Source organism: Pseudoalteromonas sp. SIMBA_162 (assembly GCF_046535955.1).
GTDB classification, from domain to species: Bacteria; Pseudomonadota; Gammaproteobacteria; order Enterobacterales; family Alteromonadaceae; genus Pseudoalteromonas; species Pseudoalteromonas marina.
Genome location: NZ_JAWJBQ010000019.1, coordinates 37,695 through 58,659 on the forward strand (window position 1 = coordinate 37,695; position 20,965 = coordinate 58,659).

The following is a 20,965-nucleotide window of genomic DNA, read 5'->3' on the forward strand; positions in this document are numbered from 1 at the left end:
AGCTATTAAAGTTTCGGAGTATTTATTTGTGCGGCATATTGAGCTGTTTGCTGGCTGTGGCGGCCTTTCATTAGGTTTAGAAAGTGTGGGTTTTGAGTTTGTTTTAGGTAATGAATTATCACCTATGGCAGCAGAGACGTTTGCTTATAATTTCTTTAATGAAAATTTAAGTGACTTAGCTAAAGCCCAAGCAAAGCCGGAACGAGTGAAGTGGATTAATAGTCGCAATGATGACTTGAATGCTAGGTTACGAGAAAACCCTTTTGAATTTCCTACTATTGATGAGAGTGGTTACAGAGATTTACCTGTTGATGTTTGTGAATACGAAGGCAAGTTATTGGTTGGTAGTGTCAGGGAACTAAACACTCTTTTATCACAACGACCTGAGCTCGCTGATGCGTTACATAATAGTTTCGGGAAAGGTGAATTAACACTTGTTTCAGGCGGCCCACCTTGTCAGAGCTTTAGTATGGCAGGTGCACGTAAAAAAGATTGTGAAAAGAATACCTTACCTTTGGAATTTGTTTCTTTTGTTGAGCGTACTCGGCCGCGTTTTGCGTTGCTTGAAAACGTAACAGGTATTTTAAGAGCATTTCAAGACGATGATGGCAATAAGTACCATGCATGGTATGAAGTCGCGAAAGCTTTCGCTTCTATCGGGTACGTGCCGCTTTGCCTTCACGTTAATGCTCGTTACGTAGGCATTGCACAAAACAGACCTCGCTTTATTCTTATAGCTATTCGACAAGATGTTCATGAAGTTATTTTAGAAGCGCAGCATTTGAATGAGCAAAGCCTTAGTTTACTCGCGTCATCCTTACCGTTTTTCAATATGGTACAAAGGAAAGGTGCTGAATTAGAATTTGGTCATTTAGATTACTTTGATGTAGATAAACAACCAAAGGTTTTTGAAGGAAGTTTTTTAGCTGAGCTAGTAAATGGTGCTCAGGTTTCTGTTAGTGAGGCAATTGATGATCTTCGAGGTGAAGGTATAGAATCATCTAACTTTGTTACTCAACTTAACAGTACCTTTGAATTGCCAGATAGAGGCGTTACCCCAAATCACGATAAACGTGCGAATGGTGAACTTGTACAAAGGCGCTTTAGGCTTTATCAAGTACTGCAACAAGTAGGTAGTAAAGCTATAAGTAAAGAAGTATTCGCTATTTTAAAAAGCGAATCTACAACCCTTAGTAATGATGCATGGGCTGCACTATCTAAGTATGAGTATTTAAATTTAGATGGTGAATTAGAGCTTATTAAAAGTCTTCAAGAGTTTATTAGTTATCTGAAACTTCATCCAACTAAAAAACAAACACAGAAGGCTTTGGCTTCAAATTTACCTGCACCAGCAGCTTTATCTATTCCTGATGATGCTTGTCATTATCATGAAGATGAGCTTCGTACACTTACCGTAAGAGAAATGGCGCGCATACAGTCTTTTCCTGATAATTTTGAATTTCGCTCCAAAGTTACTACTGGCGGTAAAATGAGGCGTTATGAAGTACCTCAATATACGCAAGTTGGTAACGCTGTTCCTCCATTGTTAGGTAGGAAGTTAGGATTAGTTATTGAAGAACTAAACACTTAACATACTTAAATTAAAATCTCTATTAGCGGGTAAGGTGCTATCAAAGTATCTTACCCGTCCTTTCGCTATACCTTTCAACTCTAATCTAATCGGAATTAGATTTTATAATTTTAAACTTGTAGCTGAGTTACCTAATAAAAATTGATGACTCCTTTATACAATTATTGGTACTGAGGCTAGTTTTAGTGTTCAGTTTCAGTTAAGTTAGAAGTTAAAATATAAAAATAATATGGAAGTTGTATGTCTTTATTTGCGGAATGGAACTTACTTTTACTTGAAGAATACTTTTCTCCTACTAGAGCTAATCAAGAGGTTTGGATACCAACAACAAGAAGCGAACTCGAAGGTATTGGGATTAGGAAAGGTGGAGCAAGCGGTCTAATTGAAGCGGTTAAAAGTGGGCCAAAATGCCTACGGAGCTTTAAAGGAAATATTGCTGAAAAAGCGAATGAACTAGTGAGTCAGCGAGTATGGCCGAGTAAAAGGAGGTATGGTTATATTGACCCTGGGGAAATGTCAGAAAATTACAGAGACTCTAAAGCGCCTACCTATCTACCATACCTTGCAATATGGGTTCTTGCCAAATCAGAGTCAGAAAATACAGGTTTTTATTCTACTGTTAGCAGTTTAATAGATGAAGCATTTCCTAATAATACAGGCTCACTTATGGAATCTGTATGGTTAGACTTAGATAACTGGTCAAACTTCAGTCAAAAAGGCCGGTTTGGTAGATTTAATATCAATATTCTTGGTAGTCATAGGTTTGTTGGTATTGCATATGCTCAAACAATAATTACCCATAAAGATTTAGAAGGCTTAAGTCGTTTATTTGGTAGCTGTGGATTGCAATCAGGGCAAGCACTAAATCAAAATAGCTTTTTAAAGTTACTAGAAGTTGGCCGGAACTCGGACTACTTAAGTTTGGGGCTAAAAGATGCTATGAATGATAAGAATTACACAGATCATTTAAAGCAATCACTTAACTCACATCTAGAGTTTTGGGACGGTCAGGTTCCAATCCGCGATAGCTCCAATAATAGCTACTTTGATGGAAAAGCAGTAAACAGTGAAAATGATGAACTGACGTTGATCTTACGAATGAATGATGAGGAGGATTCTCTCTCTTGGGAGATTGGTTGGCGCTTACCAGCAACAATTGCTGGAGTGAATTACGCTATTAAAGCTGGTTGTTCGAATGAAGTTGGAGCAGATTTAGAATTAAGTGGAAGTCACATTTTTGCAGTTCCCTCTAATCTTCAATCTGATATGCGAAATGTATTAGGGAAATCTGCAACGGCGAAAATTGATTCACTATTAACTTACTCAGATAGAGAGGGGGAACGTAACGAAAGAAAAATTTATTTAAGAGAGGATAAAATTCGAGTACTAGTGTGGGATAGCCCTGACCCCTTATTAAAAGATACGTTAATAGAGCGAGAAATACCTCTACAAGGCCCTGCTTATCTTCTTTATTTCCCCTCGATATACTCAAATTTAGAGCAGCTTTTAAATAATGAGAAAATAGATTTTGACCCGGTAGATATCCCCGGCTTGCCCGGTGAATGTAACCTTATTTGTATTCCGGATATTTCTAAAGTTACAGCAGAGCAAAGAGCCTTGATCCTTGATGAGGAACCAATCCATCCACCTAGAGCTCGTATCCGATTTGTTGGGGGGAAAGCTATTATTGGATCAGGTAGTAAGCAGTATGCATATTACGATTTACCAATAGTTGAAGTTGAAGCACCTGAGGGGGCAGAACTTAACTGTTCAGGTATAACCTTTCAAGAGATTAACCGTGACGACAAAACATTAATAAGGCGCTTTCAATTTTCCTTAGATGATGAAGGTGTAAATGCTTTCAGAATAGGTGTAAGGCTGGCAGAAGAAATATTATGTACTGCCGGGCTTAAGGTTTTAGCGATTGGCAGCCTGTCTGCATCCAAGAGAACTAAGTTCTCATTAGATCGTTATGGCAAGGTCTTGCCTGATGATACAGGGCTCTGTGGAGCTACAATAAATAAGGCATTTACTGAAGGTTTAAATATTACTTCTTTTCAAACTGCCCCCCTAACCTTTATGAGTTGGGATGGTGAAGATGTTTGGAAGAGTATAGAGCCTAATATTTCAGCTCAATTTTTAGACTCCATTGCTGCCACTCCTTATGGATCAATGAGTTATGGTGTAGCTCGAGATCAAATTAGACGTCTTGCTAATAACGTTAATATTAAAGATGTTGCACCTGCTTTATTGATACGTGAGTTAAGGCGAAGAGGACATGTTGAGATTGAATGTGATGCTAAAGGTCATATGATACGAGTTTGCTCTGTTCCCCCAACAATTTATAGCTTGCCAATTACAGATAATAGAAACAGGCAGGTTTATGGTGTATGCGGTAGTTTGAGATTGCAACAGTGGAAAGAATTAACAACTCATTGTCTTATACTTATTGAAAAAACAAATTCAGATACCCTTCCAGTAGTCAGATTCTACATAGATGACCCCGGTTTGCTCAAACAGATAGCTGAAAAATATCAATTTTTAGTAGAAGAGCTTCCTATTAGAAAATTATCTCAATGGGTTGGTTCAGTTAAAGAAATGAAGGAAAGTTTGTCTTGGTATCACGAACAAGGCTATTCACCTAATTATCTGGAGCGGCTTAACCCTGGGAATGGAGTGTTTGGTGTTTCGGAAAATATTATGGTTGATCCTAAAAGAGTATTTGAGTTATTCAGATACGAAGATCCACAAGTACAAGGGCTTAGAGTCTATAAATTAGGGTGGAATTTTAAGGACCATCTTTCTAGGTATAGTTTCATTGAAGATTCCAGGTGGGGAGTCTGGATAGCAATAAATGCTTTTGCTGAATTTGTTAAACGTACAATGAATTTTGATGATGCCAGTCCTTGGCCAATTCACTTCGATAAAGAAAGTGGATGTTTATGGCTGCCAGCTAGAATGGAACCCCCCTTTATCATAGAGCGAATATTAACACTTTGCTCTGGGAGTAGCCCTTTATTGATTAAGACTGTTGGAGTGCACAATGACGATTCAATTTCACTTTATGATTCTAATGATAATTGTGTCGTTGAGGTAAGCTCTGCGTATTATGATATGTCAGATGGTAGATGGCTTTGCTATCGTTGGGTGCCAGAAAAAATTGCACTGATTGTCGTATCTTTATTAGGCGGTGAGCTCAAAGAAGTAGGGAATAACTCCCACACAATAAATTTTAAGGATGAAAAATGTCAGCTAGTATAGATAAAGATCCTATTGGTGCTTGGGAAGACTTGCAAAGCCATTTAAAAAAATACATAAAATCGGCATTTGGCACTAATTCAAAATCCTTTGAAGAGGAAAGAGAGCGCTTACTAAATACTCCTGGTGTTTTTTTTCAAGAAGCATTTTTAGAGATGTTGCCAACCTATGCATCAGGGAAAAAGTTAGATGAGTTAAGTATTAAAGACTTGCCCGCATTATCTCAAGATGTAATTGATGCTTTTCGTAAAATAGCTGGATCTGGACTTATTCCTAGTTTTGTAAATTTGCATAAACATCAAGAAGCAATGTTGAAAAAAGCGATAGCAGAAGAAAGGAAACATTGTGTCGTCGTGACGGGTACTGGCTCTGGAAAGACAGAGGCTTTCTTATTACCAGTAATAGCATCAATAATTAAAGAAGCAAAAGCAAAATGGGCAGCTCCAGCTGCTATAAAGGCGGAGTGGCCATCTAAGATAAAATGGAATGATAGCAGAAGAGATATTAGGCAAGAGACGCGAAGACCTGCTGTGCGTGCTTTATTGTTATATCCGATGAATGCGTTAGTAGAAGATCAAATATCAAGACTTAGGGGGGCTTTAGACTCGGAAGAATCCCATAGGGCTATGGATTCAGCGTTAGCTGGAAATAGAATTCGATTTGGCCGATATAATGGTTCTACACCTGTTTCAGGACATCCTTTTAAGGCAGATGGTAAGGCGAATACATCTAAGAGAAATGAGTTTAGAAAAAAAATTGATGTTGCTAGAGAAGAGCATGTTGATTATAAAAAGCGTTTAGAAGTTGCAAAAAATAGTTTTAATAAAGCTAAAATAGATGGAGTTAGAGTTGAGGAAGCTCAAAGTGAGCTTGAGGCTTTAATGGAGCAGCGAGACTTTATTCCAAATATGGATGTTGATGCTTGTGAAATGTTTCATCGCTGGGAAATGCAAGATTCACCGCCAGATTTACTTATAACAAACGTTAGCATGCTTTCTATAATGTTAATGCGCCATAATAAAGAGGAAGTCCTTGGAGACAGAGCTGATTCAATGATTTTTGAGTCAACGAAAGAGTGGCTGGCAGAAGATAGAGATAATCATGTATTTCAATTGGTTATAGATGAATTGCATTTATATAGAGGTTCATCTGGAACTGAAGTCGGTTATTTACTCCGGCTGTTAATGGATCGATTAGGATTATCGCCTGATAGTAAGCAGCTTCAAATATTAGCTTCTAGTGCTTCGCTTGATGATAAAGATGAGTCATATAATTTTCTAGGAGGTATGTTTGGTTTAACTACTGATGAGGCAAAGAGGCAATTTCATATAGAAAGTGGTGAGTCCATCTACCCACCAGATGAGACTCCTCGTTCTATTTCCGAAAGGGATGGTAACGCCTGCTTGCAATTAGGCGTTGCTCTTAGCATGAATCATAAACCCAATGATCAACTGGTGAAGAAGCTAGTAACAAAAAGTAATATTGATACGTTAGCGTATAGCTTTTTTGATAAAGCTCGTAATCGTTTTACCTCCTTATCATTAGAAAGTTTAATTGAAGAATGGTTTCCTACTTTGCAACCGAAAGATAAGTATATCGCTGTGAGGGGTTTTTTTTATGCATTTGGACAAGCAACAGCAATAAAAAATAGTGGCCGAGGCTTCCTAGGAGATACCCTACCCAGATTACGCTTTCATTGGATGGTGAAAAATATTGATGGACTTTGGGGGACCTCTGATTTACCACAAATAGAAGATAACCATCGAAGAGTTGGGTGTTTATTACCAGAGCCAAAAATCTCCTATGAGGGAAAGCGTGTATTAGAAGTTTTGTACTGTGAGTGTTGCGGTACTCAGCTATTAGCTGGTTATAAAATGAATGCTGGTGGCACGTTAAATCACCCAAGATTTGAACTCGCTCCTATGCCTTCGGCAATTGCCAGTATGCCAGAATCTGTTCCTCAAGGGCGTACAGATGTACAAAACTATAAAACGCTTGGAGTTGTATATTTAGTACCTGATCAATACCCTGATGTAGCTGAGTTAATATGGGAACAAGGTTCAACTGAGCGGAAATTAAGAGATGGTCGCGTAGGCAGCCCCTGTGAGAAAACAAGCGCGGCATGGCTGAAGGCTACAATTGATTCAAATACTGGGGTAGTTGAAATTGGAGAAGGGGGAGAAAATAAAACTAAATGCTTATGGTTCAATGCTGATGTAAATGGTTGGGATGAAGATTACCAATTACCTGCTATGCCGCAAATGTGTCCATCCTGCCAAACAAGCTATTCTGAAAGGCAAGGCGGGAAGCCATCTCCAATACGCGCATTTGCAACTGGTTTAGATCAAATGTCCTTATTACTTGCTAAACATTTAATGAGTATATTACCAAAAGATTTCATAAAATTAGTTGCATTTTCAGATAGTCGTCAAGCAGCTGCAAAGTTAGCAAATGGCGTTGAATCAGGTCAATGGGATAATTTATTACAATACTTTATTTTAGATGAAATTAAGAATAGATCTGAAAACCGAATAGAAGCAATTAAAGGGCTGATTCTAGAAAAGTTAAAGCAAGGCGATGATGATAGCGTCGATGAAATCATCGAAAATGAGATAGATCCAGATATTCAAGATGAATTAAAAGTATTTACGAATGCTGCTGAAACTGTCATTTCTAAACCTAAACGTGCTACCTCAAAAGATAAAGATCAAGTAGAGCAAATCAATAGCTATAAGTCAGGTTATGTAAGGTTTGACAGCTTTTTACATCCACTGAATGAGCAGGCTGGAGAGCTGCCAATTATTTGGAAGAGAATGCTTCAATTGGGGCTAAACCCTGGTGGCTCTGGTGTAGATACTAAGTACTCTGATAGTGATAGTGATAAGTTTGGTTGGGTAGAGCTTATTAATTTTAAAAATATGTCATTAGCAGAAAATCTTACACAAGAGAGGAAAAGCTTTTTAATTAATAAAATGGATAGCTCGTTACGCAGAAAAGCTTGGAAAGCTATTTCAGGAAAGCTTTTATATAACATAGAGGCTAAAGGCTTTGGGTATTTAGCGTTACCACCTGATCTCAAAAAGTCAGGGCCTGATGGTGTTTCGAATAATGTATTAAGAGATATTTCTACAAGCGTACTTCGCATTCTTACAGAAGAGAATTTTACCGCTCCTTATGAATATGATGAAGTATCACCAAGAGAAGAGTGGGCTTACAATGAGCCTAATAAAAGGTCAAGCAAAGTAGCTAAAAAGCGAGTAAAACGGTTTTTAGAAGCGTGTTCACTAAAGCATAACACTACTTTAGAATCGCTTAGAGACGCTGTTCGTAATTTAATTATAGGGGCTGGTCATCAATGGGGGATTGTGAGGCTTGATAAGCTATGGGTCCATAAAATAGGCCGGGAAGACAGCCCCTGGTGTTGTAATAATTGTACGCAGATACATTGGCACTCTTCAGGAGGGGTATGTTCTAGGTGTTGTACATCACTTACAAATAAACCGAATGGTGAAAAAACAGCTAAGGAAGTTGAAGAAGCACACTATTATGCAAATCTTTCGGGAATTTCTTCATCTGCATTTCGTATTCATGCTGAAGAGTTAACTGGCCAAACAGATAATCAGGCGCAAAGGCAGCGGCACTTTAGAGATATTTTCTTTGAAAATGAAATGTTAGATGATGTCATTCCTCGAATTGTTAAAGAAAGTATAGATAGCATTGATTTATTATCAGTAACAACAACTATGGAAGTTGGTGTTGATATTGGTGCTTTACTCTCAGTATTTCAGGCAAATATGCCGCCAGAGCGATTTAACTATCAACAGAGGGCTGGTCGAGCTGGGAGAAAAAAGCAGGCTTTTTCTTCTGCACTGACTTACTGCCGAGGTCAAACACATGACCGCATACACTTTGAACATCCTGAGGAAATGACCAGCGGGATCCCACCTCAACCAAGTATTTCTGTGAGTGAAGATCAACAAATATTAGCTGAACGATTATTTAACAAGGAAGTTCTGCGTCGTGCATTCAAAGCAATAGGGCTGTCTTGGACTGAATCGAGTTTACAACCAGATACTCACGGTGAGATGGGGAGTGTACATGACTTCCTAGAGAATGGTGGTGAGCGGAGGGACAGTATAGCCAGTTGGCTTCATCAGAATAATAAAACAATTCAAGAAGTGGCTGAAGTTATAACTCGAGGTACAGAAATTAAAGCTGTTAATCTTTCAAAAAGCGTCGATGCTTTAATCGTTCGGATGGATAATATAGCGAGAAGTGAACAAGATAATACGAGAGGTTTTGCTAATGCTTTAGCTGATGCAGGTGTACTACCAATGTATGGCATGCCTACTATGGTTAGGAACTTATACTTTGCCCTTCCAAATAATGGGGAAAAATTCTTAGAAGCAAAGACCTTGGATCGTTCAATTGAGCAAGCTATAACTGATTATGCACCGGGGGCAGAGCGGATTTGGGATAAAAGACTATTAACGCCAATTGGTCTTGTAGGTCCTATTCATCATAAAAACAGTAATAATTGGACCTCTAAAGTCAAACCTATTGGTAATACAGAATGGCAAATATTTTGTGGGGATTGCAGGAACTTAAGTGTTGAATCGATAACTATCGAAGAGGCAAAAAGTAGGGCTGAAGTAGAATCATGTCCGAACTGTAATTCTAGTAGCGCTAATGCATACTTAGCCGTAGTTCCCAATGGGTTTATGACTGATTTTAAACTCAGTAAACCAGCTAATAAAGGTCAATCTAATGGTGGTGATGGAGTTGTATCATTTGTTGCTTCCCCAGTAATTATTAGCAGTGAAAGAAAATCGATTGGCGGTGTTTCTTTAGCTTTTTCTAGGCAAGGAAAGGTTTACCGAATTACTCAGAATAAAAAATTAAAGCCTTTTCCTTTTAGAAAGCGAAGTATTTTCCCATGCCCAAATAGGCAGAGGCTAAATGCTGATATGTGGATTAAAGATGAAAAGGAACCAGATATTAATGCTTCACTAGTTGCGCCTAAAACAACAGATTTATTGAGTGTAAGATTAATAGACCGGCCAGGCATTAAATTTTATGATAATAAAAAAGAGATCGCTTGCCGTAAAGCTGCATGGTTCTCTGCTGCAACAATACTCCAAAGAGCCATAGCTTTGGAGTTGGATGTTGATTCTTTAGATATTGAAATTGCTTCTGTACATGAATACAAAGACGAAGATGAGAACGGTGCTGAGTTATATTTATCAGATGAACACCCCAATGGTGCAGGCTTAGTAGATTGGGCTAGCAAAAAATGGCAAGAATTATTAGCTGGCTGTATTGATCCACTACAGAATCAAGACTTCTCTAAATTAGGAATGTTCATAAGGGACGAGTGTAAGAGAGCACAAAAGTTGGGACATGAATGGAGAACTCCCGATTTACTACTAAAAGGATTCAGAAACCGTCATTTACACCCGTTGTTAGATTGGCGACTAGGTTTGGAGCTTATGTTTGTTATGAAGGATCCTACGTATATTCCAGGTGTAACTCCACACTTTGAACTGTGGGGTTTAGGTTTAAAAAGTTGGCAAGAAGAAGCTTCAGAGTTAGTAATAAATTATTGCTCAGCATTTGGTAATGGCAGCTTAAAACCTATCAATAATGGTTCTTTCATTCATGGTTGGATTAATGAGAGTGAGAAAGTCCTAGAGATAGTTGCACATCCCTTGTGGGAATTTGATCCAATATTAAAAGATGATGTATCTAAAGCTATAGACTCTTTTGCTAAAAAATATACTGATATTGAGTTTGTGAGATTGCTAGATTCCTTCAACCTTTCTCGAAGAATGTCGTGGGTCAGAAGTAAATTAGAAACTTATGATCGACACCCCATTAATGTTAGCGTTCCAGATAATGCTCCTTCTAATAACGCTACTGGTTTAACTATAGATAAAGTTGAATTAGGTGGTGTATTTGAATTTGAAAAAGAAAGCTGGATAAGGATAGCGGAGAAAGACGCATGGGATGCTGTTTCTGGCCATTATATTGCTCAGCGTGAAGGAATAGCACCTTTCATCGTTAAAGTAATGGTTATGCCAGGGCGGACATTAGTGAGAAAAAAAGGTGGTGGGTCTTTAGATATTGCTCTTTGGGCTGGTTTAAAAGTCGTAGCGCGTTACCAATAAATAAGGAATAAATTTATGCCACGTATAATTGGGCCAGTTCCATCGGATAAGTGGGAAAGAGAAGTTCGCAGGCAGTTATCAAAACAGTTACCATCTAATTGGATAGTTATCTGCAACGTATCTTGGGCTTTAAAAGATGATCGGGGGTTTGTTCGTGACGGCCAAGCTGATTTTGTAGTGCTTGCCCCTGAGATTGGGCTTGCTGTGGTTGAAGTAAAAGGAACTAAATTAATTAGAGTTGATGAATTTGGGAATTGGTACAGGCTTGGTGGGAGCTATCAAAATCATCAGCAAGAATATTTAATTAAAGAGCCCCCGCCAGAACAAGCCACAAGAAATCTTCATGAGATAGCCAAATTCGTGAAAGCAGAGCTAACGCATGAGTTGGGAGCTAACTTCCCCGGCTTACATGCTTGGTTAGTTGTATACCCTAATGGTGAAATTGAAGGCAAAATTGATACTTATGATCCATCGACAATAGTCACGAAGCAAAGTATGCATAAGTTGGGGAGAATGATAAAAGAGGCCTTACTTGCGAAAGGAGATGAAAGAACGGGTAAGAAGTTTAGTTTAAGTCTGGTAAATAAAGCTGCTGAGACTTTAACTAATCAACGTTTTCGTGTAGTGGCTGTGGATACAGAATTAGACTCAATAGAAGATGAGAAAAATATAGATGAACTTACTCGCCAGCAATTTGCTGCTTTACGTGGCGCTTTTGATTTACCTAGGGTAGCAATTATTGGCCCCGCAGGGTCAGGTAAGACGTTATTAGCATTTTGGAAATTACAGGCGTTACTTGAAGAGGGAAGAAAAGCAATTTTTGTTTGCTTTAACAAAAAGCTAGCTGAAAGTTTAAAAGTTCGGAATCCAATTTTGGCTGATGCAATTTTTAGTGTTGACTCTTTATTTTGGGGAATAGCTAAAGATCATACTGGAAATAATGAAAAAGATTTTTACTCAACGATTTTACCTGAAAGAGTTATGGATACTTTACTCAGAGAAGATGATAGATATGATGCAATCATAATTGATGAAGGACAGGACTTTGGTGATGATAGAATTGTAGCTTTATATCAACTTCTTAGAGAAGAAAGCTCTCAGTGGTTATATTTTGGTGATAGTAAGCAAGATTTATATGGTCAAAGTACAAATGAAACATTGGGTGCTGAAGTAACATTTCGTCTTTATCATAATTGTAGGAATACTGAATTAGTAAATTCAGCAACAAATAAGGTTTGTAGTGGAATAGTAAAACCTATGCCGGGAGTGCCTAAAGGTGAACTACCACTAATCAGTATTTGTAAAACAGAGCACATGGCACAAAAAGCTTGGGAGCTTATTCATGATTTAAGTCCTGACGGGGGAGCGGTTATTTTGTCTCCATTTAAATTAGACAACTCATGCATGAAAGCTTCGACAAAAGCTTTTAATTTAAATTTGACAGAAGATATAAGTAAGCTCAATGAGTCTGGCTTTGTCTACTTTTCTACAATTAAGTCGTTTAAAGGCTTGGAGGCCAAGCATGTCATTATTATTCATGCTGATAAGCCTGACTTAAATATAGCACTGACAAAAGAAGATCTATATGTTGCTTTCACTCGAGCGGTAAGTAGGCTTGATATAATTACAACAAATACAGAGGCTGGGGCTTGGTTAAAAAATCTAATTAGTAGTTCATAAAATTGTTAGCAGAAATATATTTTGTTTAATAGGCAAATTTTTATTTCTGCTAATTAGTATAATTTAAAGGTTCAATCAATGGGGAGCGCTGCTCTCTAATATGGTTATGAAAAACTCTTTTAAATCTGTGTAATCTTCACATCCAAACAATACTTCACTGTTACCAGCATAGATATCTGGCTCTTTATTGTTTCCTTCATTAACTGCTTCTACAATCAAATACCTCAGTGTTTCTTCCTCTCTTTGCTCTATGTCAGCATAATCAACCCATAGTACATAATATTGCTCACCTACTTTAAAATAGAAGCTAGAGCAAAGATCATTGTGCCAGCTTTTATCTATTAAATAAGGGTGATTTTTTAAGTCAAAGCCTAGGTCAAAGTTTTGACCAAACTCCTGTTTATATAACTCCATTTTTTACTCCTAAAAATAAATACTAAAGCAGGTGCGTTTCACCTGCTTTTATGCCGGTTAGTTATAGTGGAAAGCCTAAATCTTTTTCTGTGAGATAATAGCAATTATCTTCTTTGTTAAAGCCCACGGAGCTTGCGTATGCAGGAGTACCCTCAATAAAGTATATTTTTAGATGCGGAGCCGGGTTTTGGATGATCTCTATTTTAACGTTACCTTGAATCAGCTGTCTGCTTGGTATATTTAAGAGCTTTGATACACTCCTTACTATAGTTACGTTGTGCCCAAGTTCTTTAATAAACTTGTCGTTGTAAATTTCTAACTCTGCTCTAACTATGCCTTTCTTTTTCCAGTCCCTTAAAGGGCCTGACCATATATTTGCTAATAGTTTAGATTCACTGTTAAATTTACTGGCTTTCCAAATTTTTACTTTATGCGAACCATCTGCATAATGAATTACTATTTCAGCTTTCTGTACTTTGACTAACCTAGATTTAAATTCATCAGCATCTAATCCACTATAACCGCCATCAAATTGCTCCGTAAATGTTAGTTCAGGTTTTAGCTCAGCTGTACTTTCTTTCGAGTTTTCTACTAAATCAAGAAGGCGATTAATAGCTCTGTCAGCTGTGTCATTAAATCCCGCAGCATGTTTTTCTAATCTTTCATAAGTACACTTAGAGATAGAGAAACTAACTAAATTACTATTCATATAAAAACCTATAAATTAAATCATACTTGATAATTTTTATGATATTCATGCAAAGGCTTCCAGTCAATCATTATTTTTATCAAATATGATTATAAATATGGTTTTATTATAAAATTATGCAATAGAGGTAGTAAATGCTGTAAACTCAGAGCTATTAGATGAGGTGATAAATCGAAATTACTCACCCAGTACCCCGTACAGTACCCCATGGTGTTATGAGTTGATATAAAAGGTTTGTAAATCAAATGAGTAGAGCAGGAATACAGTGGTTCCCTGGGCACATGAATAAAGCCCGAAATGAAATTAAAGAAATAATGCCACAAATGGATGTGATCATTGAAGTGCTTGACGCACGCATTCCTTATAGTAGCGAAAATCCAATGGTGACAACCCTTCGTGAAGGCAAACCGGTCATCAAAATTTTAAATAAAGCTGATTTAGCCGATCCTAAAATGACTCAAGTATGGAGAGACTACTTTGAGCAAGAAAGTGGTGTTAAAGCCATTGCGTTTGGTCATGATAAAGCCGCTGAAGTACACCGTATTAATGAGCTTTGTAAAAAGTTAGTGCCGCATAAAGTGGGTGCCGATAAGCAAATAAAAGCCATGATCATGGGTATTCCAAACGTGGGTAAATCTACATTAATTAATGTATTAGCTGGTCGTATAGTGGCAAAAACGGGCAATGAACCTGCGGTTACCAAGGCGCAGCAGCGCATTAAGCTTGAAGACGGCATTATGCTATACGATACGCCAGGCATGCTTTGGCCAAAAGTAGAGAACGAGAATTCAGGTTATCGTTTAGGTGCAACGGGTGCAATACGCGACACTGCACTTGAGTACGAAGAAGTTGCTAGTTACACCGCTGAGTATTTATTGCATGCTTATCCTGAACTACTAAAAGCGCGCTATAAGTTAAACGAATTGCCAGAAAGTGATTGGGAATTTGTGGAAATGGCGGGTAAAAAGCGTGGTTGTATTCGTGGTGGTAATCAAATAGACACGTATAAAATGTCTGAAATACTCATTAACGAACTTCGAGATGGCATTATTGGTCGCATTACCATGGAAACACCAGCCATGCGTGAAGAAGAAGAAATAATGGTTGCCGGATTACGCGCCGCTGCAGAAGCTAAAAAAGCAGCTAAAGAAGAAGAGAAGAAACAGCGCCGTGCACGCGCACGAAAAAACCGCCGTTAAATTGTGAGCTTATGTGAGTATGTTGCTCACTAAACTTCAGACATAAAAAAAGCCCGTAAGGGCTTTTTTAGTTTCATATCTACCGTCACCGATATGAGCAATGTAGCAAGTAAAATAGTAGGGCGGTTACTTATCATCAACATCAAGGGGCGTTGCGGTTAATAACAAGTAACCATAGCTGTTAACGTGCGCCACACGTTGTTTCAGGGTCGAGAAACAAGTTAGTCATTCCGTTACAAAGCTGTATGTTCTGCCTTGTTGATAGTGATTATCAATTAGATCTAAGTGTCTGTCAACACTCAAATGCAAATAATTATCATTATCTCGATGTGTGTTTTATTCTCTTTTAAATCGGTATGTTAGCGTTAAATAACTACTCTTTTTTATTTTCACTTAAGCGTAAATTTATTTTATCAACTAGCACTTCATCGAGCTTATTAAACCTGCTAACAATAAGTAAAAAATCACTTCCATCTGTTTTTATTACTTTAATAGTGGTTTTATCTAGTTCAGTTTTACCGTATGAGGTTTCTATTTTATCAATGTCATTAAAGTGACTAAGGTCTGACTCAAGCTTTCCAGCATCGTTTTTATAGTAGCTAAAAATATAATTATCAGTTATTCCGTTTCCATCGTCTCGATAGTCAAACATGGCATCACTATAAAAATAGAGAACGTCTTCATTTTCTGGTGTTAGGCGGTTACGTTTTAAAAAGTGAGTTTGATAAGCCCATAACTTTTCGCCTTTTATTATAGCGCTACCAGGTAAAATATTAGCTTCTTGAAGTACACCGAAGAGTAATATTGGCGAAAGCGCCAGAGACATAAAGCACTGTCTGACTCGCCAGTAAGAATTGTAATGCAAAGCTTTTTGGTTGGTGTTTGCGTGCTCTATGTAACTCACTAATGGAAGCCATAGAAAAGGCATAACCAGCAATGCGATAGTGGCGTATTCTTCCATGCGGTAAACCAATGTGGTTGCAAGTACTAATAAAAATAAAACAGCAGCCCCCCAGCTTGGTATTATTTTACTTTTACTTGATTGCAATTCACTGTGTTGCTTCAGTGCTTGATAAAGGGGGTAATACCATAAAATGGCGAAAATACCGCGAGCAATAGGCATTATATTGGCATTGCTGTGCTGCTTTATAGCTTTAAAGTTACGGTAGCACCAATAGTTAACATAAATACCTAAGCTTAAAATGCTGTAAATAATAAACTTGCTGACCGATACAGCGTAAAATGGGTTATTTTCAAAAGTAGGGCGCTTTGCCGACTCGAGTCGCCAGTCTGCAATAAAGAAAATAAATAATAAAAGGTAACCGGCAAGTGCGTATTTAAGCCAGTTACCTCCAAGGTTATCGAGTATGTCGGCCGTTGTTTGAGGCGCATCAGTTGTGTTTGCGTACTTTAAAATTGAGTAGTGCGTGGCTGAAATAAGTTTGTTTCGTTGCGCTAGGTAGTCGCTGATTTTATCAGCGGGAATATAGTCTTTCTTTGCGTAAAAATGATAGCTTAGCGTTAAAACATTATCATTAAAGCTAACGGATGTTTTTAAATAAAAGTAGTCGTTATCAATCTCGTCTTGGCTATTGTCAAACGCCCAGTTTTTTTCAGTAAAATGAAGTTTTATGCTGGTGTCGATTATATTGGGGTATTCAAAATAAAATGGGTCTTTGCGATTAGTTTGCTTTGGCTCGTAAACACTGTTTTGTATTTCAGAGGCGTAAAAATCAGCTTCATATCCGTCACTGGTTTTTTCCCAAAATTGGCTAATAAGGTACGACTCGCTAGTGATAAACTGACCTGTTTGTTGGTCCTCACTTACCGCCATGGGTTTATCAATTTTGAGCTCGTCAAAAAAACCTTGGTAGTATTCAAGGTATGATTTTGCAACGCTGTCTAGCCCGTTGCGCGCTAAATTACTTCTGCGATTAATAGCCTGAAACTCGGCATAAGAATATTCGGTAGTAAATAGGACCGGTTCTTTTACTGTTTTAGGAATATAAAATTGATCGTTTACTGTTACTTTTTTATGCACAGGAGTTTGTGCCATAGGCGTTAATGTATTTTCGCCATTTTTTATAATAAGCGCATATCCGTAATCCGGCTGCGCTAAATAGGGAAGTGTTCCTCGTTGATAACTAATGGTTGGATCCAGCCAATAGCGTTTGCCTTTGTACTCAAGAGTTACAATTACGTGGTTAAAAACGCTTGCTGTTGCCGGTAGTTCTATTAAGCGCTTAGTTTCTTCTGTATCTACAAGAGCAGGGTATGCCTCTATTTTCATCGCTTCTAATAATGAAATGAGTAGAGTTGTTTTATCTTTACAGTCACCATAACGTAGAGATAGCGTTTCTGAGGCAGGTGTTGGCTGATGAGAATTGGTGCCCATTTCTAAACCTAAATGGCGTATTTCGTCTTGGCTAAAGCGTAATGCTGCGGCAATCCTATCGGATGTATTGGTATGCTGTGCCTGTATAGATTGCGCTATGGCGTTAATACTACTGGGTGTTTCGATTGCTGACTCATAAAGTGGTAATGCCCAATTAACAACTTCGTCCCAACTATTATATTCAGAGAGATAAACTTGCATGTATGGGTTGTACCAGGTGGGTGTTTCAGAGTCTTGCGTGAGTAAAGGGGCTTCGAACTCTGATATAGAGTAGTCCGTACCGTATTGGTTTTCAGTCTGTTTTGTTTCGGCAGTGCCATTTATGGTTTTTATATTAAGAGGTGTTTTTTTACCCCATAAAACACGCATATACTGTTGCACTACGGGCACTGACCACCTTAGTGTGCGCCGAGTACTAAATTTATTGGCATAGATAGGATTACTGCCGGTAACACTGTAGCTATAATCGAGCATATCTCCGCTTCGCATATCGTCAACAATGATATTTAAAGAAAGCCTTCCGTTATAAATTTTATCAGCTAATTCAGGCTCGCTCTGGATAACAGATAACCTTGCAGTTGAAAGCTTATCTATGTGCTTACCATCTCTAATTATGGAGAGTGTGTGCAATGTTAGGGTCTGATAGCTTGGGTCAAAATCGAGACTTAACTGGCTTATATAGTCAACGCCACTTTGATTAAGTGCTTGCATTACTAGGCGTGTGTATCGTTGTTGCTTTTGACGTTCAGGAACATAAGTTTGGTTGTCGAGTAATAGGTAAAGTGTGCCATCGCGCACTTTTGCCATATCACTTTTTTGGGGCTGTTTTACGTCATGTAGGGTGACCCAATTACCAGGTGCATCTATTTTATATTGCGTAGCATAAGCTGGTGCATTACATAGAAATAAAACACATGTTAGTAGCCAATAAATAGGGTAAAGAAATGTCCGTTTCATTTTTAATTCTTATTATTTGTTATTAATGCATACCACTTATAGGTTTATATAGTGGCCTATTTTTAATCGATATTATCATACAGATTGAATCGTGAAGAGCTTTAGTAATGCGTTATTTTTAAATACTCGCCTGCTTTAACTTTAATTAAATAAACCTTTCTTCAATGTGTTTATGGGAGAATTTACGACTATTTATTTATACCTTAAAGGGCGCAGCTGCAGTAAAAATTATTAAACATAACAATATGCTCGATATCAATAAGGCCTTTTAAGTTACCGATACAAAATTAAGAAGCATTATTTAAAATGCAGTGTTTATGAAATAAAGCCTAACGTTTTTATTGGTTTATATAATAAACAGCGTGTTGTGTCGTTAATATATTCTCTTTGTAAAAAAAATATAGTGAATTGATTGCATTTTAAGCGACTTCTATGGTGATGTTCGCTTTAAGTAATGCTATACTCCCGCCGAATAATTTTTCGACTTTATTAAGAGTAAAATAATGGCAGATTTATCGAAGTACAGAAACATTGGTATTTTCGCGCACGTTGATGCGGGTAAAACCACGACTACTGAGCGTATCCTGAAGCTTACTGGTCAAATCCATAAAACAGGTGAGGTTCATGATGGTGAATCTACAACTGACTTCATGGAACAAGAAGCTGAGCGCGGTATTACTATCCAGTCTGCGGCTGTAAGCTGTTTCTGGAAAGATCACCGTTTCAACGTTATCGATACTCCTGGACACGTTGACTTCACAGTTGAGGTTTACCGTTCACTTAAAGTACTTGATGGCGGTGTTGGTGTTTTCTGTGGTTCTGGTGGTGTTGAGCCACAATCAGAAACTAACTGGCGCTACGCGAACGAATCAGAAGTTGCACGTATTATTTTCGTAAACAAATTAGACCGTATGGGTGCTGATTTTTACCGTGTAACTGAGCAAGTACGTAAAGTACTTGGTGCTGTACCATTAATCATGACTTTACCAATCGGTATTGAAGATGATTTTGTTGGTGTTGTAGACGTTCTTACTAAAAAAGCATACGTTTGGGATGACACTGGTCTTCCTGAAAACTACGAAATCACAGACGTTCCTGCAGACATGGTAGAAAAAACTGAAGAATACCATGAAATGCTTATCGAAACTGCTGTAGAGCAAGACGATGACCTAATGGAAGCGTACATGGAAGGTGAAGTACCTTCTGTTGAAGATATCAAGCGTTGTATCCGTAAAGGTACTCGTGACCTTGCGTTCTTCCCAACGTTCTGTGGTTCTGCATTTAAAAACAAAGGTGTTCAACTAGTACTTGATGCTGTTGTTGATTACTTACCTGCTCCTACAGAAGTTGATCCTCAACCTCTTATGGATGAAGAAGGTAATGAAAACGGCGAGTTTGCAATTGTTTCTGCAGACGAACCTTTCAAAGCGCTTGCATTTAAAATCATGGATGACCGCTTTGGTGCATTAACATTCGTACGTATCTACTCTGGTAAGCTTAACAAGGGTGACACTATCCTTAATGCGTTTACAGGTAAAACAGAACGTGTTGGCCGTATGGTAGAAATGCAAGCTGATGAGCGTAAAGAGTTAACTTCAGCACAAGCTGGTGACATCATCGCTATCGTTGGTATGAAGAACGTGCAAACTGGTCACACTCTTTGTGATCCTAAGCACCCAGTAACACTTGAACCAATGGTATTCCCAACTCCAGTAATCTCGATTGCTGTACAGCCTAAAGATAAAGGCGGTAATGAGAAAATGGGTGTTGCTATCGGTAAAATGGTTGCAGAAGATCCATCTTTCCAAGTTGAGACTGATGAAGATTCAGGCGAAACTATCCTTAAAGGTATGGGTGAGCTTCACTTAGATATCAAAGTAGATATCCTTAAGCGTACTTACGGTGTAGACCTTATTGTTGGTCAACCACAGGTTGCTTACCGTGAAACTATCACTCGTGAAATCGAAGATAGCTACACGCATAAGAAACAATCTGGTGGTTCTGGTCAGTTCGGTAAAATTGATTACCGCATCAAGCCAGGCGAAGTGGGTTCAGGCTTCACGTTCACATCATCAGTTGTTGGTGGTAACGTACCTAAAGAATTCTGGCCTGCAGTTGAGAAAGGCTTTAAATCAATGATGCAAGAGGGTGTGCTAGCTGGCTTCCCTGTACTTGACGTTGAAGTAGAACTTTTCGACGGTGGCTTCCACGCCGTGGATTCATCTGCAATCGCATTCGAAATCGCTGCTAAAGGCGCTTTCCGTCAATCGATCCCTAAAGCGGGCGCACAACTTCTTGAGCCAATCATGAAAGTTGACGTGTTCACGCCAGAGGATCACGTTGGTGACGTAATCGGTGACCTTAACCGTCGTCGTGGTATGCTAAGCGACCAAGAAGCTGGTTTAACTGGCGTTCGCATTAAAGCTGACGTTCCGTTATCAGAAATGTTTGGTTACATCGGTTCACTACGTACAATGACATCAGGCCGTGGTCAGTTCTCTATGGAGTTCTCACACTACGCACCTTGTCCAGCTAACGTATCTGAAACGGTAATCGCTGCAGAAAAAGAGAAAAAAGCTGCTAAGTAATTAGCCT

Annotated in this window: 9 protein-coding genes; 6 read left to right on the forward strand and 3 right to left on the reverse strand. The window is 38.3% G+C overall.

Annotated elements, in window-relative coordinates; all coding sequences use genetic code 11:
• Positions 1–28 precede the first annotated feature (28 nt).
• The 4 genes from R0J88_RS14395 to R0J88_RS14410 all read left to right on the forward strand — a co-directional run bounded on the left by R0J88_RS14395 (position 29) and on the right by R0J88_RS14410 (position 12,696).
• The gene (locus R0J88_RS14395; protein WP_410900228.1) at positions 29–1,591 is read left to right on the forward strand and encodes a DNA cytosine methyltransferase; all 1,563 of its coding nucleotides are present in this window, start codon (positions 29–31) and stop codon (positions 1,589–1,591) included.
• A 240-nt stretch (positions 1,592–1,831) separates the two neighbouring features.
• Positions 1,832–4,852: a hypothetical protein gene (locus tag R0J88_RS14400; RefSeq protein ID WP_410900229.1), complete on the forward strand. Its 3,021-nt coding sequence runs from the start codon at positions 1,832–1,834 to the stop codon at positions 4,850–4,852.
• Positions 4,837–11,016 carry a DEAD/DEAH box helicase gene (locus R0J88_RS14405; RefSeq protein WP_410900230.1) on the forward strand — a complete coding sequence of 2,060 codons (6,180 nt, stop codon included), beginning with the start codon at positions 4,837–4,839 and terminating at the stop codon, positions 11,014–11,016. Before R0J88_RS14400 ends, R0J88_RS14405 begins: the two co-directional genes overlap by 16 nt.
• Before the next feature lie 15 nt (positions 11,017–11,031).
• Positions 11,032–12,696 (forward strand): NERD domain-containing protein, encoded by a 1,665-nt coding sequence (locus R0J88_RS14410; protein ID WP_410900231.1) that lies wholly within the window; start codon positions 11,032–11,034, stop codon positions 12,694–12,696.
• 75 nt (positions 12,697–12,771) lie between these two features.
• On the opposite strand, the gene R0J88_RS14415 is transcribed toward R0J88_RS14410, so the two are convergent.
• The gene (locus R0J88_RS14415) at positions 12,772–13,110 is read right to left on the reverse strand and encodes a hypothetical protein (RefSeq protein WP_410900232.1); all 339 of its coding nucleotides are present in this window, start codon (positions 13,108–13,110) and stop codon (positions 12,772–12,774) included.
• 61 nt (positions 13,111–13,171) lie between these two features.
• Positions 13,172–13,819: a hypothetical protein gene (locus R0J88_RS14420; protein WP_410900233.1), complete on the reverse strand. Its 648-nt coding sequence runs from the start codon at positions 13,817–13,819 to the stop codon at positions 13,172–13,174.
• Positions 13,820–14,064: 245 nt separating this feature from the next.
• On the opposite strand from R0J88_RS14420, the gene ylqF reads away from it, so the two are divergent.
• The gene (gene ylqF, locus R0J88_RS14425; protein WP_008127168.1) at positions 14,065–15,018 is read left to right on the forward strand and encodes a ribosome biogenesis GTPase YlqF; all 954 of its coding nucleotides are present in this window, start codon (positions 14,065–14,067) and stop codon (positions 15,016–15,018) included.
• 373 nt (positions 15,019–15,391) lie between these two features.
• Here ylqF and R0J88_RS14430 read toward each other — a convergent pair whose 3' ends face one another.
• Entirely contained in the window at positions 15,392–18,370 is a 2,979-nt protein-coding gene (locus tag R0J88_RS14430; RefSeq protein WP_410900234.1) for a DUF3857 domain-containing transglutaminase family protein, read from the reverse strand.
• A 503-nt stretch (positions 18,371–18,873) separates the two neighbouring features.
• On the opposite strand from R0J88_RS14430, the gene fusA reads away from it, so the two are divergent.
• Complete coding sequence (fusA, locus tag R0J88_RS14435) at positions 18,874–20,958, forward strand: elongation factor G (RefSeq protein WP_410900235.1); 2,085 nt, start codon at positions 18,874–18,876, stop codon at positions 20,956–20,958.
• Positions 20,959–20,965: the final 7 nt, after the last annotated feature.